At 60.4% G+C, this 21,699-nt stretch carries 15 protein-coding genes; 5 read left to right on the top strand and 10 right to left on the bottom strand.

Annotated elements, in window-relative coordinates; all coding sequences use genetic code 11:
* Positions 1 to 2 precede the first annotated feature (2 nt).
* From M5G26_RS09940 to M5G26_RS09930, 3 genes are all read right to left on the bottom strand, one after another.
* Positions 3 to 1,214, bottom strand: a complete 1,212-nt coding sequence (locus M5G26_RS09940) for a nitrate/nitrite transporter (protein WP_095047741.1) — start codon at positions 1,212 to 1,214, stop codon at positions 3 to 5.
* Between the two features lie 450 nt (positions 1,215 to 1,664).
* The gene (locus M5G26_RS09935; protein ID WP_038365449.1) at positions 1,665 to 2,240 is read right to left on the bottom strand and encodes an ANTAR domain-containing response regulator; all 576 of its coding nucleotides are present in this window, start codon (positions 2,238 to 2,240) and stop codon (positions 1,665 to 1,667) included.
* Between the two features lie 15 nt (positions 2,241 to 2,255).
* On the bottom strand, positions 2,256 to 3,467 hold the full coding sequence (locus M5G26_RS09930) for a CmpA/NrtA family ABC transporter substrate-binding protein (protein ID WP_273915198.1): 1,212 nt from the start codon (positions 3,465 to 3,467) through the stop codon (positions 2,256 to 2,258).
* Between the two features lie 222 nt (positions 3,468 to 3,689).
* On the opposite strand from M5G26_RS09930, the gene M5G26_RS09925 reads away from it, so the two are divergent.
* A complete protein-coding gene (locus M5G26_RS09925; RefSeq protein ID WP_273915197.1) occupies positions 3,690 to 4,712 on the top strand; it encodes a quinone-dependent dihydroorotate dehydrogenase in 1,023 nt (340 codons plus the stop codon).
* Between the two features lie 280 nt (positions 4,713 to 4,992).
* Here the strand turns inward: M5G26_RS09925 and rmf are convergent, their stop codons facing one another.
* The gene (rmf, locus tag M5G26_RS09920; RefSeq protein WP_003223300.1) at positions 4,993 to 5,208 is read right to left on the bottom strand and encodes a ribosome modulation factor; all 216 of its coding nucleotides are present in this window, start codon (positions 5,206 to 5,208) and stop codon (positions 4,993 to 4,995) included.
* A gap of 532 nt (positions 5,209 to 5,740) precedes the next feature.
* On the opposite strand from rmf, the gene rlmKL reads away from it, so the two are divergent.
* Together rlmKL and M5G26_RS09910 are read left to right on the top strand one after the other, a co-directional pair.
* Complete coding sequence (gene rlmKL / locus M5G26_RS09915) at positions 5,741 to 8,011, top strand: bifunctional 23S rRNA (guanine(2069)-N(7))-methyltransferase RlmK/23S rRNA (guanine(2445)-N(2))-methyltransferase RlmL (RefSeq protein ID WP_273915196.1); 2,271 nt, start codon at positions 5,741 to 5,743, stop codon at positions 8,009 to 8,011.
* Positions 8,012 to 8,158: 147 nt separating this feature from the next.
* Positions 8,159 to 10,540 carry a sensor domain-containing diguanylate cyclase gene (locus tag M5G26_RS09910; RefSeq protein WP_273915195.1) on the top strand — a complete coding sequence of 794 codons (2,382 nt, stop codon included), beginning with the start codon at positions 8,159 to 8,161 and terminating at the stop codon, positions 10,538 to 10,540.
* Positions 10,541 to 10,677: 137 nt separating this feature from the next.
* Here M5G26_RS09910 and dacB read toward each other — a convergent pair whose 3' ends face one another.
* Complete coding sequence (dacB, locus tag M5G26_RS09905; RefSeq protein WP_016985601.1) at positions 10,678 to 12,138, bottom strand: D-alanyl-D-alanine carboxypeptidase/D-alanyl-D-alanine endopeptidase; 1,461 nt, start codon at positions 12,136 to 12,138, stop codon at positions 10,678 to 10,680.
* Positions 12,139 to 12,371: 233 nt separating this feature from the next.
* Here dacB and M5G26_RS09900 point away from each other — a divergent pair, with 233 nt between their 5' ends.
* Positions 12,372 to 12,716 (top strand): YggL family protein, encoded by a 345-nt coding sequence (locus tag M5G26_RS09900; RefSeq protein ID WP_273915194.1) that lies wholly within the window; start codon positions 12,372 to 12,374, stop codon positions 12,714 to 12,716.
* Positions 12,717 to 12,957: 241 nt separating this feature from the next.
* Here the strand turns inward: M5G26_RS09900 and M5G26_RS09895 are convergent, their stop codons facing one another.
* Entirely contained in the window at positions 12,958 to 14,148 is a 1,191-nt protein-coding gene (locus M5G26_RS09895) for a benzoate/H(+) symporter BenE family transporter (RefSeq protein WP_038365433.1), read from the bottom strand.
* Between the two features lie 354 nt (positions 14,149 to 14,502).
* Between M5G26_RS09895 and M5G26_RS09890 the strand changes: the two genes are divergently transcribed.
* Positions 14,503 to 15,267, top strand: coding sequence for a GntR family transcriptional regulator (locus M5G26_RS09890; RefSeq protein WP_007918375.1), 765 nt, complete (start codon positions 14,503 to 14,505; stop codon positions 15,265 to 15,267).
* A 177-nt stretch (positions 15,268 to 15,444) separates the two neighbouring features.
* Here the strand turns inward: M5G26_RS09890 and guaD are convergent, their stop codons facing one another.
* The 4 genes from guaD to xdhA form a co-directional block, all read right to left on the bottom strand.
* Positions 15,445 to 16,749 (bottom strand): guanine deaminase, encoded by a 1,305-nt coding sequence (guaD, locus tag M5G26_RS09885; protein ID WP_273915193.1) that lies wholly within the window; start codon positions 16,747 to 16,749, stop codon positions 15,445 to 15,447.
* 13 nt (positions 16,750 to 16,762) lie between these two features.
* Positions 16,763 to 17,620, bottom strand: a complete 858-nt coding sequence (xdhC, locus tag M5G26_RS09880) for a xanthine dehydrogenase accessory protein XdhC (protein ID WP_273915192.1) — start codon at positions 17,618 to 17,620, stop codon at positions 16,763 to 16,765.
* 145 nt (positions 17,621 to 17,765) lie between these two features.
* Positions 17,766 to 20,165 (bottom strand): xanthine dehydrogenase molybdopterin binding subunit, encoded by a 2,400-nt coding sequence (gene xdhB, locus M5G26_RS09875; protein WP_273915191.1) that lies wholly within the window; start codon positions 20,163 to 20,165, stop codon positions 17,766 to 17,768.
* Positions 20,158 to 21,612, bottom strand: a complete 1,455-nt coding sequence (gene xdhA / locus M5G26_RS09870) for a xanthine dehydrogenase small subunit (RefSeq protein WP_273915190.1) — start codon at positions 21,610 to 21,612, stop codon at positions 20,158 to 20,160. The genes xdhB and xdhA overlap by 8 nt, the downstream gene beginning before the upstream one ends.
* Positions 21,613 to 21,699: the final 87 nt, after the last annotated feature.

The raw sequence follows: 21,699 nt of genomic DNA, 5'->3' as shown, positions 1-21,699 counted from the left end.
CTTCAGACCCGCGCCGCCGTCACTGCCGCTGAACCCCAGGTGGTTCTCCAGCGACGCTTGACGCCGTGCAGGCCAAACCATGCCAACACGCCGAGGCTGGCGAACAACCACAGGGCCAGTTGATAGCTGCCGGTGCTCTGTTTGATCGCGCCCATGCCGGCGGCCAAGGCAAAACCGCCGATGCCGCCGGCCATACCGATCAGCCCGGTCATCACGCCGATTTCCAGACGAAAACGCTGCGGCACCAGTTGGAAAACCGCACCATTGCCTGCCCCTAAACCGAGCATCGTGCAGACGAAAAGCGCCAGTGCCGCGTAGGAACTTGGCAGGTTGAAGCCGACGGCCGCGATGCACACGGCAGCGACGGTGTACATCGCCAGCAATGTGCGAATGCCACCGAAGCGATCCGCCAGCGCGCCACCCAGTGGTCGCATCAAACTGCCGCCGAACACGCAGGCGGCGGTGTAGTAACCGGCGGTCACCGGGCTCAAGCCGTACTGATCGTTGAAGTAGCCGGGCAGGGCGCTGGCCAGACCGATGAAGCCGCCGAAGGTGACGCTGTAGAAGAACATGAACCACCAGCTGTCACGGTCGCCCAAGGCTTTGAAGTAGTCGGCCATGGCTTTGGCTTTCGGCCGCTCAGGGGCGTTTTTTGCCAGCCAGGCGAACAGCACCAGGGTCAGGATCAGCGGGATCAGGGCGAAACCGAAGACATTGCTCCAGCCGAACGCGGCGGCGAGCACTGGTGCAAGCAGTGCGGCGAACACGGTGCCGGAGTTGCCCGCACCGGCAATGCCCATGGCTTTGCCCTGATGCTGCGGCGGGTACCATTGCGAGGCCAAGGGCAGGGCGACGGCGAACGAAGCGCCAGCCATGCCGAGGAACAGGCCGAGGATCAGCGCCTGTTCATAACTGTGGATGCCGAGTTTCCAGGCGCCGAACAGTGCGCAGATCACGATGACCTGACCGATCAGCCCGGCGGTTTTCGGCGACAGTCGATCGGCGAGCATGCCCATCACGAAGCGCAGTACGGCGCCGGCGAGGATCGGCGTGGCGACAACGAGGCCGCGTTGCTGCGTGGTTAGCTGCAGGTCGGCGGCAATCTGCACCGCCAGCGGGCCGAGCAGGTACCAGACCATGAAGCTCAGGTCGAAATAGAGGAAGGCCGCGAACAGGGTCGGGGTGTGGCCGGATTTCCAGAAGCTTGAATTCATCGCGCACCTCAGCTGAAAAGAGTCTCGAAAGGAGTCATGCAACAGCAGGTGGGGCGCCGCCACGGCCGCACCACCGGCCCCGGGCTGTGGGGCCAAAACGCAAAAACGCCGCTACCTGATGCGCCTGTTGGGCGAACGGGTGAGCGACGTCTTTGTCGTAGGTGGGGCAACCGCCGTTGGTTACCTGTGCGTTTTACGTAGCGAGATTTGTGCCAACAGCCGGAAAATCAAAAGCCCCTCACCCTAGCCCTCCCGAAACGTCGGACCGCCCAGAGGGAGAGGGGACTGATTGGGGGATGCTCGAGAAGTACGCCGACCTGTGATTTTCTGCTGTGAATCCATAATCGACTCGGTCTTTCAGGTCGATGTTTGACGCCAGACACCTAGGTCGGTCCCCTCTCCCTCCGGGAGAGGGCTAGGGTGAGGGGCTTTTCAAGCGCTCAGAGCATTTCAGCCAAGCAACTCACTCATGGCAATGATCTGCTCCGCCACCTGAATCAGCTTCTGCTGCCGGCTCATCGCCTGGCGCCGCATCAGGGTGTAAGCCTCTTCCTCGTTGCAATCCTTCATCTTCATCAATAACCCCTTGGCCAGCTCAATGCGCTTACGCTCAGCCAATTGCAGATCACGCGCCTGCAACTGCGCACGCAAGGCCTGATCACTCTCGAAACGCGCCATCGCCACATCGAGAATCGGCTGCAAACGCTGGGCGTGAATGCCTTCGACGATGTAGGCGCTGACCCCGGACTTGATCGCCTGGCGCATCACTCCCGGATCATGCTCATCGGTAAACATCACGATTGGCCGTGGCTGGTCGCGGCTGACCAGCACCACTTGCTCCATGACATCGCGGCTCGGTGACTCGGTATCGATCAGAATTACGTCCGGGCGCACCGTTTCGACGCGCGCGGGCAGGTCGATGGTCAGGCCGGACTCGTCGATCACCTCGAAACCGGCCTCGGTCAACGCAGCCTTCAGGCGCCCGACTTTTTTCGCTGTGTCATTGATCAGCAGAATGCGCAACATATTCGCGGTCTCCTGTCAGCGGCGGGCGAGAAGGGGAGCGTCGTCGTTCAACGCATGCAGCTTGAAACTGCGCGCGTAGCCGGCCGGGTCGCTGCCGTCCCAGACTTTGCCGTCGAGCAACTGGCTGCTGCGCATGTCGGTGCCCCACGCCGCCACGCCGACAGCGGTCGCGGCATCGCGATACAGATCGAGTTGCTGAACCTGACGGGCGACGGCGAGGTAATCCGGGTCTTCGCGCAGCAAGCCCCAGCGGCGGAACTGGGTCATGAACCACATACCGTCCGACAGATACGGCAGATTCACTTCGCCGTTACCGTGAAAGCGCAGCGCGTGCGGATCCTGCCAGCGATTGCCGAGGCCATCGGCATAATCACCGAGAAAACGCGGTTCTATGCAGGAAAGCGGCGCGTCCAGATACTCCGGCGCACTGAGCAACTGCGCGGTGCTGCGACGATTTTCCGGGCTCTCTTCGATAAAGCGGCTGGCTTCAAGGATCGCCATCACCAGCGCCCGCGCCGTGTTCGGGTATTGCTCGACAAATTCACGAGTGCAGCCGAGGACTTTTTCCGGGTGATCGGGCCAGATGGTCTGGCTGGTCGCCAGGGTGAAACCGAGGTCCTGCTGCACCGCGCTCGCGGCCCAAGGCTCGCCGACGCAAAACCCATCGATGCGCCCGGCTTGCAGGTGCGCAACCATTTGCGGCGGCGGCACCACCACACTGTCGACATCCTGCAATGGATGAATGCCCTGACTCGCCAGCCAGTAATACAGCCACATCGCATGAGTGCCAGTGGGAAAAGTCTGGGCGAAGGTGAGTTTTGCGCGGCTTTGGTGCACGTGCCGGTCCAGTGCTTCAGGACTGCTCACGCCGAGGTTTTGCAGGTCGTGGGACAGGTTGAGACTTTGACCGTTCTGGTTCAGCCCCATCAACACCGCCATGTCGCTCGACGCCACGCCGCCGATGCCCAGGTGCACGGCGTAGATCAGGCCGTACAGACTGTGCGCAGCATCCAGTTCACCGCTGACCAGTTTGTCGCGCAAATTGGCCCAGGATGTCTGGCGCTTGAGGTTCAGCGTCAATCCGTAAGGCTGAGCGAAGCCCTGTGTCGCGGCGACGACAACCGATGCGCAGTCGCTCAACGCCATGAAACCGAGGTTGATTGCAGTCTTTTCCGGGGCATCGCTGCCATTGACCCAAGCCAGCGGCCCTACCGAAGGTTCATTCATACACCGCCACCTCGAAAAAAAGCGCCGCCGCGGACTTTGCGCAGGCAAAACCCGGGACGACGCCATTGTCCTTGCCCGCGTGCCGTCATTGGCCTGCGCGCTGATAGCAAGGAAGGTGCAAGGCATATGCCACTGACAGTGATTTGCGCATGCGCCTCGCGCGGTAGGTCGATGCCCGGCTATAATCGCCGCCTCTTTTCGCCGCCCGAGTCATCGCCGCCCATGTATTCCCTGGCCCGTCAGCTGTTGTTCAAACTTTCCCCGGAAACCTCCCACGATCTGTCGCTGGATCTGATCGGCGCGGGTGGGCGTTTGGGCTTAAACGGCTTGCTGTGCAAGGCGCCGGCGAAGAAGCCGGTGACGGTCATGGGCCTGGAGTTTCCGAACCCGGTGGGTCTGGCGGCCGGTCTGGACAAGAACGGCGCGGCCATCGATGGCTTCGCGCAACTGGGTTTCGGTTTTGTCGAAATCGGCACGGTGACCCCGCGTCCGCAGCCGGGCAACCCGAAACCACGAATCTTCCGCCTGCCGGAAGCCGAGGCGATCATCAACCGCATGGGCTTCAACAACCTCGGTGTCGATAACCTGTTGGCGCGTGTGGCGGCGGCTAAGTACAAAGGCGTGCTGGGCATCAACATCGGCAAGAACTTCGATACCCCGGTTGAACGCGCGGTCGACGATTATCTGATCTGCCTGGACAAGGTTTACGCCCACGCCAGCTACGTGACAGTCAACGTCAGTTCGCCGAACACCCCGGGCCTGCGCAGCCTGCAGTTCGGCGACTCGCTCAAGCAATTGCTCGCCGATCTGGCCGCGCGCCGCGCTGAACTGGCCCTGCGTCATGGCAAACATGTGCCGTTGGCGATCAAGATCGCGCCGGACATGACCGATGAAGAAACCGCGCAGGTGGCTCAGGCGTTGATCGAAACCGGCATGGACGCGGTGATCGCGACCAACACCACCCTGAGTCGTGTCGGCGTTGAAGGCATGGAGCATGGCGACGAGGCGGGAGGTTTGTCCGGCGCGCCGGTGCGGGAGAAGAGCACCAATACCGTGAAGGTGCTGGCCGGTGAATTGGCTGGGCGTTTGCCGATCATCGCGGCGGGCGGGATTACTGAAGGCAAGCATGCTGCCGAGAAGATTCTCGCGGGTGCGAGTCTGGTGCAGATTTATTCGGGCTTCATCTATAAGGGCCCGGCGCTGATCCGTGAATCGGTAGACGCAATCGCCGCCCTGCGCAAATAACCCAACCCGATACGGTCAATGTAGGAGCTGCCGAAGGCTCGGGCCGCGTTCGGACGATCTTTTGATCTTGATTCTAAAAAACAAGATCAAAAGATCGCAGCCTTCGGCAGCTCCTACAGGGGTAGTTGCCCGCCAATCGAAAGGTGGGTGACAGTCGAGTTTTCGGGCATAAAAAAGGGCTCCTCGAAGGAGCCCCTGGGCCGCAGCCCGCCGTCCGGGAAGGACGTGCATGGTAAGTCGTTACAAATTCAGATTGTCGTGTCGGAATTAATGCCCTGTGTCAGCCGACGGCGTGAAGTTCGTTGAGTCTGTGGATTCCCGCAGTGCCGGTCATACCGTCCCAGTTGTCGCCGCGTCCTTCTCGCCAGCCGTTAATCCAGGCTTGACGTACCGACGGTAGAGTAAATGGGCAAAGCTCACGGGATTTGCCACCAACGCCATATTGATATCCGCGCAAAAATGCTCTTTCCAACGGATCACGCTTAAGTCTTCTCATAGGGTGTTTCCCTCACTTGTTGACTGTTTGTGTCGCGTTGACCTCAACCGAGGTCGGGCAGAAAACAACCTGCCATGGTGCGGCTCGCTGCCGGCGTGGCGAGCCAAGGTGTTGACGCCGTTGCGACGTCAACCTGTGTTCAGTTCTAACCAATGAGTCACACCGAGGGAATGATCGTTTTGTCATAAGGACGTAACGAAATTAGTGCTACAGCCATAAGTAACGACGGTTTTCATGCACGGTTTTTCAGCAAACCCCGGTATGATCGGCCCCGCGCTGGATGATGGGGTTAATTCTTTAGTGAGAATGACCCACGTTTGCGCTGGGGTATAAAGCGACGAAGGGTCGCTTTAAGACTTTTTGTTTCATCAACTTTTTTATCTGTCCCGGCATCTAAGCTCTTTTAACCCGAGCAGCGGGGATGGAACGGCACACCTTCGTGCCACGCGGGCGTTCTTTTAGAAAAGCGCCTGATTGAAAACCGGATCGGCAATGCGTTGCCGATTCACTAGCCAAAGGCTCTGGAAATACCATGTCCGACCGTTTCGAACTCTTCCTCACTTGCCCTAAAGGCCTTGAAGGCCTGCTCATCGAGGAAGCCGTCGGGCTTGGCCTTGAAGACGCGCGCGAGCACACTTCCGCCGTGCGTGGCATGGCGACCATGGAAACCGCTTATCGCCTGTGCCTCTGGTCGCGTCTGGCCAACCGCGTGTTGCTGGTGCTCAAGCGCTTCCCGATGAAGGACGCCGAAGATCTGTATCACGGCGTGCTCGACATCGAGTGGCAGGATCACATGCTCAGCGACGGCACTCTGGCCGTTGAATTCAGCGGCCACGGTTCCGGCATCGACAACACCCACTTCGGCGCCTTGAAAGTCAAAGACGCCATCGTCGACAAGCTGCGCACCCCACAGGGCGACCGTCCGTCGATCGACAAGCTCAACCCGGACCTGCGCATTCACCTGCGTCTGGATCGCGGCGAAGCGATTCTCTCCCTCGACCTCTCCGGCCACAGCCTGCATCAGCGCGGTTACCGTCTGCAGCAGGGCGCGGCACCGCTGAAGGAAAACCTCGCGGCAGCCATCCTGATCCGTTCCGGCTGGCCGCGCATTGCTGCCGAAGGCGGCGCGCTGGCTGACCCGATGTGCGGTGTTGGTACGTTCCTCGTCGAAGCCGGCATGATTGCCGCCGACATGGCGCCGAACCTGCGCCGTGAGCAGTGGGGCTTTACCGCGTGGCTCGGTCACGTGCCGGCACTGTGGAAAAAACTCCATGAAGAGGCCGTCGAGCGTGCCGCTGCCGGTCTGGCCAAGCCACCGTTGTGGATTCGTGGCTACGAAGCTGATCCGCGTCTGATTCAGCCGGGCCGCAACAACGTTGAGCGTGCCGGCCTGAGCGAGTGGATCAAGATCTACCAGGGCGAAGTCGCGACCTTCGAGCCGCGTCCGGACCAGAACCAGAAAGGTCTGGTGATCTGCAACCCGCCGTACGGCGAGCGTCTCGGTGACGAAGCCAGCCTGTTGTATCTCTACCAGAACCTCGGCGAGCGTCTGCGTCAGGCCTGCCTGAACTGGGAAGCGGCGGTATTCACCGGCGCACCGGATCTGGGCAAGCGCATGGGTATCCGCAGCCACAAACAGTATTCGTTCTGGAACGGCGCGCTGCCGTGCAAACTGCTGTTGATCAAAGTGCTGCCGGATCAGTTCGTCACCGGCGAGCGTCGTACCCCGGAACAGCGTCAGGCCGAGCGCGAGCAAGCGGCTTACGACCAGACCCCGGACGAGCCGCAAGAGCGCAAGTTCAACAAGAACGGCAACCCGATCAAACCGACGCCGGCCCCGGCACCGGTGATCGAGCAACCGCGCTTGAGCGAAGGCGGGCAGATGTTTGCCAACCGCCTGCAGAAAAACCTCAAGGCGATGGGCAAGTGGGTCAAGCGCGAAGGCATCGATTGCTACCGCGTCTACGATGCCGACATGCCTGAGTACGCGATGGCCATCGACCTGTACCACGATTGGGTGCACGTCCAGGAATACGCCGCACCGAAGTCGATCGACCCGGAAAAAGCCTCGGCGCGCATGTTCGATGCCTTGGCCGCCATTCCGCAGGCGCTGAACGTCGACAAGAGCCGCGTGGTGGTCAAACGCCGCGAACGTCAGAGCGGCACCAAGCAGTACGAGCGTCAGGCTGCGCAAGGCAAGTTCAATGAAGTCAGCGAGGGCGGCGTGAAGTTGCTGGTCAACCTCACCGACTACCTCGACACCGGTCTGTTCCTCGACCACCGCCCGATGCGCATGCGCATTCAGAAAGAGGCCGCCGGCAAGCGCTTCCTCAATCTGTTCTGCTACACCGCGACCGCCAGCGTGCACGCGGCCAAGGGCGGCGCGCGCAGCACCACCAGCGTCGACCTGTCGAAGACTTACCTCGACTGGGCACGCCGCAACCTGTCGCTGAACGGCTACTCGGACAAGAACCGTCTGGAGCAGGGCGATGTGATGGCGTGGCTGGAAAGCAGCCGTGATGAGTACGACCTGATCTTTATCGATCCGCCGACCTTCTCCAACTCCAAGCGCATGGAAGGCATCTTCGACGTGCAACGTGATCAGGTGCAGTTGATCGACCTGGCCATGGCCCGTCTGGCAAGCGGTGGCGTGCTGTATTTCTCCAACAACTTCCGCAAGTTCCAGTTGGAAGAAAACCTCGCCGAGCGTTACGCGGTCGAGGAAATCAGCGCGCAGACCATTGATCCGGATTTCGCCCGTAACACCAAGATCCACCGCGCCTGGAAAATCACGGCTCGTTGACGCTTTGCGCAATTGGATCCACAGAGCCTTGATTTTTAAAGGCTCCGTGGATCTGCCCGCGCTAGCTAAATTAGTGGCTAATAGCTATAACTCACACACGGTCAATGGGGTTTTCCCGTAAATGCTGGCGTAGTGTGAGTTGTCTTTATGTCGTTGCACCCCGTGCGCCCAAAGATTCTGGGTTTCATCAGTGAAGACGTCTCGGCCTGGCTGGTCGCGCTGCTGGTATTGCTCGCCGGCGGGATTCTCACGGGGCTGCTCGCCTGGGCCACCCTCAATCAGTTCCAGCAACAGACCCGTCAGCGTTTCCAATTGCTGGCCAACGAACGTTACACCCGCATCGAAGAACGCTTTCAGGATCAGGAGCAACGCCTCGACGGCCTGCGCCGCTTCTTCGCCAACTCCGAATCGGTGTCCCGCACCGAATTCGACGGTTACACCCAACCCTTATTGATGCGTACCCAGGCTTATTCGTTTGCCCTCAAGGTCAATGGAGCCGAGCGCGCCGCATTCGAGCAGCGGGTGCGTGACGAAGGTCTGAGCAACTTTTCCCTCCGAGAATTGAATGCTCAGGGCGAGCTGCAACTGGCTGGCGTGCGCGATGAATACGTGCCGGTGCTCTATAGCCAGACGCAAAGTCGGCTCGGCTCACCGTTAGGCTATGACCTGCTCGCGCAACCTTTGCGTCGCGACACCCTGCAACGTGCCGACAAACGCGGCGGGCTGGCGGTGTCGCAACCGATGCACCTGGTCAGCATTGAGCCGTCCTACGCGCGCGGTGTGCTGCTGGTGGCGCCGGTGAGCCGCAGTGGCGAACGCCAATCCTTTGGCTACGTGATGGCGGTGATCAGCATGCGTCAGTTGCTGGCCGACGGTTTGCCGGACGCTTTCCATGACTATCTGTCGGTGCGCATTCTCGACATGTCGACCAATGATCAGCACGAAGTGTTGTTCGAGTCGACCAACGATCCGGCACCGAGCGACCTGTCGGCCACGCGGTTACTGCGCATGGCTGATCACGACTATCAGGTCGATATTCTGCCGAGCGACGCCTTCGCGCAGGCCAATCATTCGTCGGTCGGCAGCGTGATCATTCTGGGCAGCTTGCTCAGTTTGCTGCTCAGCGCCTTGCTCTACGTGTTGGTCAGTCAACGTCAGCGCGCCTTGCGCATGGTCGAGCTGCGCACGCAGGAGTTACATGCCAGCGAACAGGAACTGCGCGGCACCCACGGTCAATTGCGCGGCGTGCTGAATGCGGCGACGCAGGTGGCGATCATCGCCACCGACCTGCGCGGGGTGATCAACACCTTCAACCCCGGTGCCGAACAAATGCTCGGCTACAGCAGCGCCGATGTCGTCGGGCACATGACCCTGGAAAACCTGCACCTGCCCCGCGAGTTGACGGCCCGCGCCTCCGAGTTGAGTGCGCGCTACGGCAAAAGCATCCCGACCTGCCACGCGATGCTGGTCGAGGGCGGCGAAGTCGGCGGCCACGAGGCCCGCGAGTGGACGCTGGTGCGCAGCGATGGCAGCCATATTCCGGTGAACATGCTCGCCACGCCGGTGCTCGATGAGCAGGGGTTGTGGGTCGGGCACCTGGCGATCTGCATCGACATCACCGAGCGCAAGCGCGTGCACGAGGTGTTGGCGGCGCGGGATGTCTTGCTGAAGAAGCTCAGCGCGCATGTGCCCGGCGGCATTTATCAATTCAAGATGGAGTTCGATGGGCGCTTCAGTGTGATCTACGCCAGCGACGGCATCCGCGAGATCTACGAACTGGAGCCGGACGTGCTGCTGTTCAACGCCGAGGCGATCTTCACGCGTATTCATCCACAGGACGTTACTCGTGTGCGCTCTTCGATTCGCGCCTCGGCTGACAGCCTCAGCCCGTGGCGCGAGGAATACCGCGTGCAGCTGCCCGAACGCGGTCTGCGCTGGGTGCGCGGCGAGGCGACGCCGGAAGAGCTGCCGGGCGGTGGGGTGCTGTGGCACGGCTATATCTCGGACATTTCCGACCTCAAGCGCGTGGAAGAAGAACTGCGCGCGCTGTCGGTGACCGATTCGCTGACCGGCATCCATAACCGCCGTTACTTCCAGGAACGCCTGACCACGGAAATGGCCCGGGTCGAGCGCGGTGGCGGTGAGTTATCGGTGATCATGCTCGACATCGACCACTTCAAACGCATCAACGATCAGTATGGCCACGCTGTCGGCGATCGTGTGCTGCAAGCGGTGTGCGAGCGGATCGGCCATCGTTTGCGGCGCACCGATGTGTTCTGTCGCTTGGGTGGCGAGGAATTCATGGTGCTGTGCCCCGACATCGACGGCGAGCACGCGTACATGCTGGCGGTTGAGTTGTGGCAGGGTTTGCGCAGTGCGCCGGTGGATGTGGTCGGCGTGGTGACTGCGAGTTTCGGGATCGCCAGTTGGCGACCGGGGGAGGGCGCGGATGCACTGTTGCTGAGGGCGGATTCGGGTGTGTATATGGCGAAGCAGCGCGGGCGTGATCGGGTCGAGCAGATGAGCTGACTTCAATACGCCGCAACCCCTGTGGGAGCTGGCTTGCCAGCGATAGCGTCATTTCAGTCAGCATATTCAGTGGCTGACATTCCGCAATCGCTGGCAAGCCAGCTCCCACAGGGTTTTGTGCTGTTGCCTGAACGGCGTTACAGGACCGAAGCGGTCTGCGCCAGTTTCGGCTGCTTGTACAGATCCAGCAGCACCTGATCCAGCACCGACGATGCACCAAACGGCGCCTTGTCGTTGAGGATCGCCACCACCGCCCAGGTATTGCCATTCACATCACGGCTGAAACCGGCGATCGCGCGTACGGTGTTCAGGGTGCCGGTCTTGACGTGCGCCTCACCGCGCATCGCCGTGGTCTTCAGACGCTTGCGCATGGTGCCGTCGGTGCCGGCGATCGGCAGCGAGCTGATGTACTCGGCAGCATACGGGCTGTGCCAGGCGGCTTGCAGCATGCTCGCCATTTCACGGGCGCTGACACGTTCTGCGCGAGACAAACCGGAGCCGTTCTCCATCACCAGGTGCGGCGCAGTGATGCCTTTCTTCGCCATCCACTGACGCACTACGCGCTGCGCAGCCTTGGCGTCGTCCCCGTCGGCGTCGTTGCGGAATTTCTGGCCAAGGCTGAGGAACAGTTGCTGGGCCATGGTGTTGTTACTGTATTTGTTGATGTCGCGGATGATTTCCGCCAGATCCGGCGAGTAGGCACGCGCGAGCAGTTTGGCGTTGCCCGGTGTCGAGGCCAGACGATCCTTGCCTTGAATGCTGCCACCCAGTTCCTTCCAGATCGCGCGCACGGCGCCGGCGGTGTAGGTCGCGTGGTCGAGCAGCGACAGATAAGTCTGCGAACTGCAACCTTCGCCCAACTGGCCGGCCACGGTCACGGTCACGCTGCCATCGGCCTGCGGCACCGGGTTGTAGCGCACGCCGCCGGTGCATTGTTTGGAAGGCAGCGCTTTGACAGTGTTTTCGATGCGCACGCTGGCAATCGGCGGCTCAACCGAGATCAGCACCCGGCCGTTATCGTTACGGGCAACAAAGCGCAGGGCCTTGAGGTTGACCAGCAGCGAATCGGGTTTGACCAGGAACGGTTTGTTCTCGTCATTACCGTCATCGTTGAATTCCGGCAGCACTGGCTGCACGAAGAAGTTGCGGTCGAGGATCAGATCACCGGTGATTTGCGTTACGCCATTGGCGCGCAGGTCGCGCATCAGCAGCCAGAGCTTTTCCATGTTCAGCTTTGGATCACCGCCGCCCTTGAGGTAGAGGTTGCCGTTGAGGATGCCGCCGTTCAGGTCGCCGTCGGTGTAGAACTCGGTTTTCCACTGATGATTGGGGCCGAGCATTTCCAGCGCTGCGTAGGTGGTCACCAGTTTCATCGTCGAGGCCGGGTTGACCGACACGTCGGCGTTGAACACGGTCGGCGTGCCCGGGCCGTCGAGCGGCACCATCACCAGCGACAGGGCGCTGGGCTGCAATTTGCTCGCCTTGAGGGCTTTTTCAACGTTGGGAGTGAGGGAAGTATTGATAGTGGCAGCAGAAACAGGCAGAGCCAGCGGCAGAAGAAGGCCGGCGAGAAGAAGAGGACGCAACGATTTGATCATATGAAATAAAACCCTACAGTCGAGGGGAAAATAACGAGGACATGGATGAAAAAGCCCTCAGCGGTCATGAAAGTGTCGGCATTATGCCCCAAGGTGTTACAGCTTGTGCCTTGTCGGGGCCGGCCAATACGTTATTTTTTTACAGGCGGTCGGCTTCAGGGGCCAGAGAGTCGGGCAATCGACCGCTTAAACTGGTAAAGTGCCGGCCGTTAATACTTAAGAGGATTGTTCCAATGGCGACTAACCGTTCCCAGCGTCTGCGCAAAAAACTGTGCGTTGATGAATTTCAAGAGCTGGGTTTCGAGCTGAACCTGGACTTCAAAGAAGACTTGTCCGACGAAGCCATTGACGCTTTCCTCGAAGCCTTCATCAAAGAAGCCATGGAAGCCAATGGTCTGGGTTATGTTGGCGGCGACGACTTCGGTCTGGTTTGCCTGCAGAAGCGTGGCTCGGTCAACGAAGAGCAGCGCGCTGCCGTTGAAGCCTGGCTGAAAACCCGCTCCGAGCTGACCAAGTATGAAGTCAGCCCGTTGCTGGACGTTTGGTATCCGGAAAAGCCGATCAATCCGGTTGCGTGATACTGAAAAAAACGGCGACCCTCGGGTCGCCGTTTTTTTTCGTCTGGTGTTTGGGTGTTCGGTTTGGGATTTGTGGTGAGGCTACCCCTCACCCCAGCCCTCTCCCGAAGGAGAGGGGGCCGATTTACAGGCTGTTCAAAACCTGATTCGACTCGGTATCACGTGTCGCTATAACTCCCGCATACAACACGGTCAGTCCCCTCTCCCCCTGGGAGAGGGTTAGGGTGAGGGGCTTTTGACCTCAGGCTTTACGCCAATTCAAAATCACCAAGGTCAAAACCCCCGCAACAATCCCCCAAAATGCCGAACCAATGGAAAACAGCGTCAACCCCGACGCCGTGACCATAAAGGTAATCAACGCCGCCTCCCGTTCCTTCACCTCGGCCATGGCAATGCTCAAACCATTAATGATCGAACCAAACAGCGCCAGCGCGGCAATCGACAGCACCAGTTCCTTCGGCAGCGCGGCAAACAACGCCGCCAATGTGGCGCCGAACACCCCGGCAATCCCGTAGAAAATTCCGCACCAGACCGCCGCGGTGTAGCGCTTGTTGCGATCTTCATGGGCGTGCGGCCCGGTGCAGATCGCTGCGCTGATGGCGGCGAGGTTGATGCCGTGGGAGCCGAACGGCGCCAGCAATAGTGAAGCGATGCCCGTGGTGGTGATCAGCGGCGAAGCCGGGACGTTGTAACCGTCGGCGCGCAGGACGGCGATGCCGGGCATGTTCTGCGAGGTCATCGCCACCACAAACAATGGAATGCCGATGCTGATCGTCGCCGCCAGCGAAAAGTGCGGCGTGGTCCACACCGGCGTCGCCACTTCCAGATGGAAACCGCTGAAATCCAGCAAACCCATGAACCCCGACAGCGCGGTGCCGATCAGTAATGCGGCGAGCACGGCATAACGCGGCGACAGGCGTTTGACTACTAAATAGGTGAAGAACATCCCCAGTACCAGCCCGGTACGGTGCTGCGCGGCGACGAAGATTTCGCTGCCGATCTTGAACAGAATGCCCGCCAGCAATGCTGCCGCCAGTGAAGCCGGGATCTTTTTCACCAGCCGTTCGAAGCTGCCGGTCAGCCCGCAAATGGTCACCAGCACGGCGCAGGTGATGTAGGCGCCAATGGCCTCGCCATAACTGACGCCGCCGAGGCTGGTGATCAGCAACGCTGCGCCCGGTGTCGACCAAGCGATGGTGATTGGCGTGCGATAACGCAGCGACAGGCCGATCGAACACACCGCCATGCCGATCGAGATCGCCCAGATCCACGAAGAAATCTGCCCGCTGGTCAGGCCCGCCGCTTGCCCGGCCTGGAACATCAGCACCAGTGAGCTGGTGTAGCCGGTCATCATCGCGATGAAACCGGCGACGATGGCTGACGGCGAAGTGTCGGCCAAGGGGCGCAGTTGAGTGTGGGTGGCGTCGTTCATGACGGCGGTGTTCCTTATACCAATGAAGATGTCCGCCATGACGCAAACCCTTGTAGGAGTTGCCGAAGGCTGCGATCTGTTGATCTTGCTTCTCAAAATCAAAGTCAAAAGATCGCAGCCTTCGGCAGCTCCTACAGGGGAGGCGGTGTTCTGGCGGCGGATTCTGCGAACAAGCCTAAACTCAATCGTAACGGATCGTTGCAATACAGCCGAAGTCACAAACAGCCGTACAGTCGTGTTGCCACCTTCCATTGTGTACAATCGCGCTGTTTTTTACGCGATACTTGCCAGCGACCTACTGTGCCGTATTACAGTCACGGTCTATTCGCCGCAGTTCTCCCGACTCGAGTGCCCATGAACGAACAGTTGCAACCCCTCAAGAAACAACCGCGAGCAGGCAAAGCCGGCCGCAGCGGAACCCAGGACGATATTGTCTACGCGCATATCTTCGAGGCCATCCTCGAACAGCGTCTGGCGCCCGGCACAAAATTGAGCGAAGAAGCGCTGGGGGAAATCTTTGGGGTCAGCCGCACCATCATTCGCCGCGCGCTCTCGCGTCTGGCCCATGAAGGCGTGGTGCTGTTGCGGCCGAACCGTGGCGCCGTGGTTGCAAGCCCCAGCGTTGAAGAAGCACGTCAGGTGTTCCTCGCCCGCCGTCTGGTCGAACGCGCGATCACAGAGCTGGCCGTGCAACACGCCACCGCCGAGCAGATCGCCGAATTGCGGCAGATGGTCAACGACGAGCGCGACAGCTTCTCCCGTGGCGATCGCGGCGCCGGCATTCGTCTGTCGGGCGAATTCCACCTGAAACTGGCGGAAGCGGCGATGAACGCTCCGTTGATCAGCTTCCAGCGCAGCCTGGTTTCGCAGACGTCGCTGATCATTGCCCAGTATGAAAGCGGCAACCGCTCGCACTGCTCGTACGACGAACACACCCAGTTGATCGACGCGATAGAGAAGCGCGACGGCGAGTTGGCGGTGAATCTGATGATGCATCACATGGATCACATCGACAGCAAGCTCAACCTCGACGAGGAAGGCGCGTCGGATGATCTGCATGCGGTGTTCTCGCATTTGTTGCAGACCAAGAAGCCGGGGCGTCCAGCGGCCAAGCTCTAACTAACCAATAGAAAAATCCCCCGCAGCTGAAAAGTTGCGGGGGATTTTTTGTGCCTGCCTGATCGTTCCCACGCTCTGCGTGGTAATGCCTCTGGGGACGCTCCGCGTCCAGTGACGCGGAGCGTCACGGGCTGCATTCCCACGCAGAGCGTGGGAACGATCATGGGGCGGGGAAACTCAGCGCTGATGCACCAGTGCACCCGCCGCATACGTCTGCTGCACCGTGCGGTCATCGCCCAGCGTCATCAACACAAACAACGTCTCGGCAATGTTATTGGCCTGCTTCAAGCGATAGCTGAGCAGCGGCGTAGCGTTGTAATCCAGCACCAGGAAGTCAGCATCAGAACCCGGTTGCAGGTTGCCGATCTTGTCTTCCAGACGCAGCGCCCGTGCGCCACCCAGAGTCGCCAGGTACAACGACTTGAACGGACTCAGTCGCGCACCTTGCAGTTGCATCACTTTGTACGCTTCGTTAAGTGTTTGCAGCAGCGAGAAACTGGTGCCGCCACCGACGTCAGTGCCCAGACCGACATTGAGTTTGTGCTTTTCGGCCATCGGCAAGTTGAACAGACCGCTACCGAGGAAGAGGTTTGACGTCGGGCAGAACGAGATCGCCGAGCCGGTTTCCGCCAGGCGCGCGCATTCGTCGTCGCACAGGTGCACGCCGTGGGCGAATACCGAGCGCTCGCCGAGCAGTTGGTAGTGATCGTAAACGTCGAGGTAGCCCTTGCGCTCCGGGAACAGCTCCTTGACCCACTCGATTTCCTTGAGGTTCTCGCTGATGTGGGTCTGCATGTACAGATCCGGGTATTCGGTCAGCAGTTGCCCGGCGAGGGTCAGTTGTTCCGGGGTGCTGGTCGGTGCGAAGCGCGGGGTGACCGCATAGTGCAGACGACCCTTGCCGTGCCAGCGTTCGATCAGCGCCTTGCTGTCGACGTAGCTCGATTCGGCGGTATCAGTCAGATAGTCCGGGGCGTTGCGGTCCATCATCACCTTGCCGGCGATCATGCGCAGGTCGAGCTTCTCGGCCGCTTCGAAAAACGAGTTCACCGACTGCGGATGCACGCTGCCGAACACCAGCGCAGTGGTGGTGCCGTTGCGCAGCAGCTCCTTGACGAAAATGTCAGCGACTTCGTCGGCGTGAGTCTTGTCGCCGAACTGGCTTTCGCACGGGAAGGTGTAGGTGTTGAGCCAGTCGAGCAGTTGCTCGCCGTAGGCGCCGACCATGCCGGTTTGCGGAAAGTGGATGTGGGTGTCGATGAAGCCCGGGGTGATCAACGCGTCCTGGTAATGCTCGATTTCGATGTCCGCCGGCAGGGTCGGCAACAATTCGCTGGCGTGGCCGAGGGCGCTGATCTTGCCGCCATCGACCACCAGCAGGCCGTCCTCGAAATATTCGTAGGAGGCTTCGATCCCGACTTCGGCGGGGTCGGCGATGCTGTGCAGGATGGCGGCGCGGTAGGCTTTGCGAGTCAGAGGCATGAGGGTTCTCTAATCAGTTTGAGGCTTTGAGTTTGGTCGCCTGACTGCGCCGCGAAACCGGCAGCAGTTTGGCAATCGGTTCGGCGCTGGCAGTCTGCTGGCCGAAGTTGGCGTTGTAGGTGGCGATGATTTCGCCGGCGATGGAGATGGCGATTTCCACAGGCAGTTTGCCTTTGACCTCGCCGATGCCCATCGGGCAGCGCATGCGTTGCACGACGCCGCTGTCGAAACCGCGATCACGCAAACGGTGTTCGAACTTCGCCCGTTTGGTCTTCGAACCGATCAGGCCGAAGTAGGCGAAGTCATTGCGCTTGAGGATCGCAGCCGTGAGTTCAAGGTCGAGCTGATGGTTGTGGGTCATGACGATGCAGTAGCTGCCAGCGGGCAGCTCATCGATTTCATCCACAGGCTCTTCGGCGACGATTTTACGCACGCCGTGGGGGATGTGTTCGGGGAATTCGGCCTCGCGCGAATCGATCCAGCGCACCCGGCAGGGCAGGCTGGCGAGCAATGGCACCAAGGCGCGGCCAACGTGACCGGCACCGAACACAGCGATCTGCGCCTGCACCTGGCCCATCGGTTCGAACAGCAACACGGTGGCGCCGCCGCAGCACTGGCCCAGGCTGGCGCCGAGACTGAAGCGCTCCAGATGGGTGTCCTGCTTGCCGCTGGCGAGTATCTCGCGGGCGATCTGCATGGCTTTGTATTCCAGATGCCCGCCACCGATGGTGTCGAAGCTCTGGTTCGCGCTGATAACCATTTTCGAGCCGGCGTTGCGTGGCGTCGAGCCGAGTTCTTCGATGATCGTCACCAGCACACAGGGCTCGCCCTGGTTCTGCAGGTCGGCGAGGGCGTCGATCCAGTTGTACATAGTTCACCCCTACAACATCGTTGTCTGTTCGGGCCTCATCGCTGGCAAGCCAGCTCCCACAGGATCTGCGGTGTAACGCATATCGGTTAAACACCACAAAAACCTGTGGGAGCTGGCTTGCCAGCGATTGGCCGCGCCTCGGTCGTTAGAGCGGAGCCAATTCGGTTTCAGCCTCGACCGCTTTCACAGTCTTGAGCTGACGCATCTGCTCACACCCCCACAACACGCGCTCCGGTGTCGCCGGCGCATCGATCTGCGGCTGATGCTGGTAATCACCGAGGCTCGCCACCGCATCCTTGATCGCGCACCACGACGCAATCCCGAGCATGAACGGCGGTTCACCAACAGCCTTGGAATGGAACACCGTGTCTTCCGGGTTCTTGCGGTTTTCCACCAGTTTCACGCGCAGGTCGAGCGGCATGTCCGCCACCGCCGGGATCTTGTAGCTGGCCGGGCCGTTGGTCATCAGCTTGCCTTTGTTGTTCCAGACCAGCTCTTCCATGGTCAGCCAGCCCATGCCCTGGATGAAGCCACCCTCGACCTGACCGATGTCGATCGACGGGTTCAGCGAGGCGCCGACATCGTGAAGAATGTCGGTACGCAGCATCTTGTACTCGCCGGTCAGGGTGTCGACGATCACTTCGCAGCACGCCGCGCCGAAGGCGAAGTAGTAGAACGGACGGCCACGCGCCTGGCTGCGGTCGTAGTAGATTTTCGGGGTCTTGTAGAACCCGGTGCTCGACAGCGACACCTGATTGAAATACGCCTGCTGGATCAGCGCTTCAAAGGTCAGGATATGGTCGCGAACGCGCACGTGACCGTTGTGGAATTCGACGTCTTCTTCAGTGACTTTGTAGTGACGCGCAGCGAATTCGATCAGGCGTTTCTTGATGATTTCCGCCGCGTTCTGCGCCGCTTTACCGTTCAGGTCAGCACCGCTGGACGCCGCTGTTGGCGAGGTGTTGGGCACTTTGTCGGTGTTGGTCGCGGTGATCTGCACGCGGTCGATTTCCACCTGGAACACTTCGGCCACGACCTGCGCGACTTTGGTGTTCAGGCCTTGGCCCATTTCCGTGCCGCCGTGGTTCAGGTGAATGCTGCCGTCGGTGTAGATGTGGATCAGCGCACCGGCCTGGTTCAAGAAGCTGGCGGTGAAGGAAATGCCGAATTTCACCGGGGTCAGCGCCAGACCTTTTTTCAGGATCGGGCTGTTGGCGTTGTAGCGACGGATCGCTTCGCGGCGTTCGTGATACTGGCTGCTTTCTTCCAGTTCGGCGGTCATTTCCTCGAGCATGTTGTGCTCGACGGTCTGGTAGTAATGGGTGACGTTGCGTTCGGTCTTGCCGTAATAGTTGGCTTTGCGCACGGCCAGCGGATCGAGGTTCAAGTGACGAGCAATCGCGTCCATCACTTCTTCGATCGCGACCATGCCCTGCGGGCCACCGAAACCACGGTAAGCGGTGTTCGACGCGGTGTTGGTCTTGCAGCGGTGACCGTTGATGGTCGCATCGCCCAAGTAGTACGAGTTGTCCGAGTGGAACATCGCCCGATCAACGATCGAGGCGGACAGGTCCGGCGAGCAGCCGCAGTTGCCGGCCAGATCCATGTTGATCCCGTGCAGGCGCCCGGTGCTGTCGAAGCCGACGTCGTACTCGACGTAAAACGGGTGACGCTTGCCGGTCATCAGCATGTCTTCGACGCGCGGCAGGCGCATCTTCGTTGGTTGGCCGGTGAGGTGCGCAACCACCGCGCACAGGCACGCCGGGCTGGCCGCCTGGGTTTCCTTGCCGCCGAAACCACCGCCCATGCGGCGCATGTCGACGACGATTTTGTTCATCGACACGTCGAGCACTTCGGCGACCAATTTCTGCACTTCGGTCGGGTTCTGCGTCGAGCAGTAGACGATCATGCCGCCGTCTTCGGTCGGCATCACCGAGGAGATTTGCGTTTCCAGATAGAAGTGTTCCTGGCCGCCGATGTGCAGCGTGCCTTGAATGCGGTGTTCAGCGGTGGCGAGCGCAGAAGCCGAATCGCCGCGCTGGTGGGTGTGGCTGTCGAGCACGAAGTGGCGTTTGCGCAGCGCTTCAACCACGTCGAGCACAGGTTCGAGATCTTCGTATTCGATGATCGCGGCCATCGCGGCTTTGCGCGCGGTTTCCAGGTCTTTCGCCGCGACGGCGAGCACCGGTTGACCGACGAATTGCACGTCATCGATGGCCAGCAGCGGGTCGCCCGGCATCAGCGGGCCGATGTCTTTCAGACCCGGCACGTCTTCGTGGGTGATGGCGATGCGTACGCCTTCGAAGGCATAGCACGGCGAGGTATCGATGCTGATGATTTTCGCGTGGGCGCGGTCCGACATGCGTGCGTACAGATGCAACTGGTTCGGAAACTCCAAACGGTCATCGATGTACTGCGCTTCACCGGACACGTGCTTGGCGGCGCTGTCGTGCTTGACGCTGCGGCCGACACCGGAGGTCAGATCCTTGGCGAACAATTCAGCCAGTTCAGCCTGGGTTTTTTCTACGCCGTGATGGTTAGACATAAGCGGTCACCCGAGTCTCGATGTGCGGTGTTTGCAGTTCGATGAAGTATTTGCGCAGCAGGTTCTGCGCACTGAGCAGGCGATATTCCTTGCTGGCGCGGAAGTCCGAGAGCGGCGTGAAGTCTTCGGCGAGTGCGGCGCAAGCGCGTTCGACCACGGTGTTGTTGAACGGCGCACCGATCAGCGCGGCCTCGCAGTGGGCGGCGCGTTTCGGGATCGCGGCCATGCCGCCAAACGCCATGCGCGCATCGGTGATCACACCGTTTTCGACGCGCAGGTTGAACGCGGCGCAGACGGCGGAGATGTCATCGTCCAGACGCTTTGAGACTTTGTAGGCGCGGAACAACTGCTCGGCGCTGGCGCGCGGCACGATGATCTTCTCGATGAATTCACTTTCCTGACGGGCCGTGACTTTGTAATCGATGAAGTAATCGTCGAGGTTCAGGGTGCGGCGGGTTTCGCCTTTGCACAGCACGACCTGCGCGCCGAGGGCGATCAGCAGCGGTGGCGAGTCACCGATCGGCGAGGCGTTGCCGATGTTGCCGCCGAGGGTGCCCTGGTTGCGGATTTGCAGGGAAGCGAAGCGGTGCAGCAGTTCGCCGAAGTCCGGGTACTCGGCGTTCAACGCTTCGTAGCAGTCGGAGAGGGCGGTGGCGGCGCCGATTTCGATGCGGTCTTCGAAGGTGTCGATACGCTTCATTTCCGCGACGTTGCCGACGTAGATCATCACCGGCAGGGTGCGGTGAAATTGGGTGACTTCCAGTGCCAGGTCGGTGCCACCTGCCAATAGGCGTGCTTGTGGATAAGCGTCGTAGAGATCGGCCAGATCAGCGACGGTCAGCGGCACCAGGCAGCGCTTGTCGCCGCTGTTGAGTTCGCCGATATCGGTCGGGGCGATGGCTTTCAGGCGCGCGATGGTGTCTGCTTCGCGGGCATCGAACTGATCTGGTTGCTTGCCGCAGCAGGATTGCTCGGCAGCCGCCAGAATCGGCCGGTAGCCGGTGCAGCGGCAGAGGTTGCCGGCCAGCGCTTCGTGGGCCTTGGCCTGATCCGGTGCATCGCTGTTCTTTTGCAGGGCGAACAGCGACATGACGAAACCGGGGGTGCAGAAACCGCACTGCGAGCCGTGGCACTCGACCATGGCTTTCTGCACGCTGTGCAGTTCGCCTTGGTGTTTGAGGTCTTCGACGCTGATCAATTGTTTGCCGTGCAGCGACGACACAAAGGTCAGGCACGAATTGAGGCTGCGATAGCGAATGTGTTCGCGGCCAGCGTCATCCGTTTGCAACTCGCCGACAACTACGGTGCAGGCGCCGCAGTCACCGCTGGCGCAACCTTCTTTGGTGCCGGACTTGCACACGTGTTCACGCAGGTAATTGAGCACAGTCAGATTCGGGTCCAGGGCGTGCTCGCTACGGAGTTCCTGGTTAAGTAAAAACTGGATCACGGAAGGCCTCGCAGACTCATTATTGTTGTTAACCGACGTGAACCGAATTTAGCAGGTCTGACTTTTCGGTCAATGGTTTTCTGACTT

It is taken from the genome of Pseudomonas sp. TNT2022 ID642, from assembly GCF_028656995.1.
GTDB lineage: Bacteria > Pseudomonadota > Gammaproteobacteria > Pseudomonadales > Pseudomonadaceae > Aquipseudomonas.
Note: the sequence above shows the minus strand (reverse complement) of the source record. Positions and strands in the feature narration are given on the sequence as shown.

Excerpts from the sequence above, each read along its gene's own strand:
- M5G26_RS09925 (WP_273915197.1), top strand. The coding sequence starts at position 3,690 with ATGTATTCCCTGGCCCGTCAGCTGTTGTTCAAACTTTCCCCGGAAACC.
- rmf (WP_003223300.1), bottom strand. The coding sequence starts at position 5,208 with ATGAGAAGACTTAAGCGTGATCCGTTGGAAAGAGCATTTTTGCGCGGA.
- M5G26_RS09890 (WP_007918375.1), top strand. The coding sequence starts at position 14,503 with ATGAACGAACAGTTGCAACCCCTCAAGAAACAACCGCGAGCAGGCAAA.
- xdhB (WP_273915191.1), bottom strand. The coding sequence starts at position 20,165 with ATGTCTAACCATCACGGCGTAGAAAAAACCCAGGCTGAACTGGCTGAA.
- M5G26_RS09900 (WP_273915194.1), top strand. The coding sequence starts at position 12,372 with ATGGCGACTAACCGTTCCCAGCGTCTGCGCAAAAAACTGTGCGTTGAT.
- rlmKL (WP_273915196.1), top strand. The coding sequence starts at position 5,741 with ATGTCCGACCGTTTCGAACTCTTCCTCACTTGCCCTAAAGGCCTTGAA.
- M5G26_RS09895 (WP_038365433.1), bottom strand. The coding sequence starts at position 14,148 with ATGAACGACGCCACCCACACTCAACTGCGCCCCTTGGCCGACACTTCG.
- M5G26_RS09910 (WP_273915195.1), top strand. The coding sequence starts at position 8,159 with ATGTCGTTGCACCCCGTGCGCCCAAAGATTCTGGGTTTCATCAGTGAA.
- xdhC (WP_273915192.1), bottom strand. The coding sequence starts at position 17,620 with ATGTACAACTGGATCGACGCCCTCGCCGACCTGCAGAACCAGGGCGAG.
- M5G26_RS09930 (WP_273915198.1), bottom strand. The coding sequence starts at position 3,467 with ATGAATGAACCTTCGGTAGGGCCGCTGGCTTGGGTCAATGGCAGCGAT.
- M5G26_RS09935 (WP_038365449.1), bottom strand. The coding sequence starts at position 2,240 with ATGTTGCGCATTCTGCTGATCAATGACACAGCGAAAAAAGTCGGGCGC.
- M5G26_RS09940 (WP_095047741.1), bottom strand. The coding sequence starts at position 1,214 with ATGAATTCAAGCTTCTGGAAATCCGGCCACACCCCGACCCTGTTCGCG.
- guaD (WP_273915193.1), bottom strand. The coding sequence starts at position 16,749 with ATGCCTCTGACTCGCAAAGCCTACCGCGCCGCCATCCTGCACAGCATC.
- dacB (WP_016985601.1), bottom strand. The coding sequence starts at position 12,138 with ATGATCAAATCGTTGCGTCCTCTTCTTCTCGCCGGCCTTCTTCTGCCG.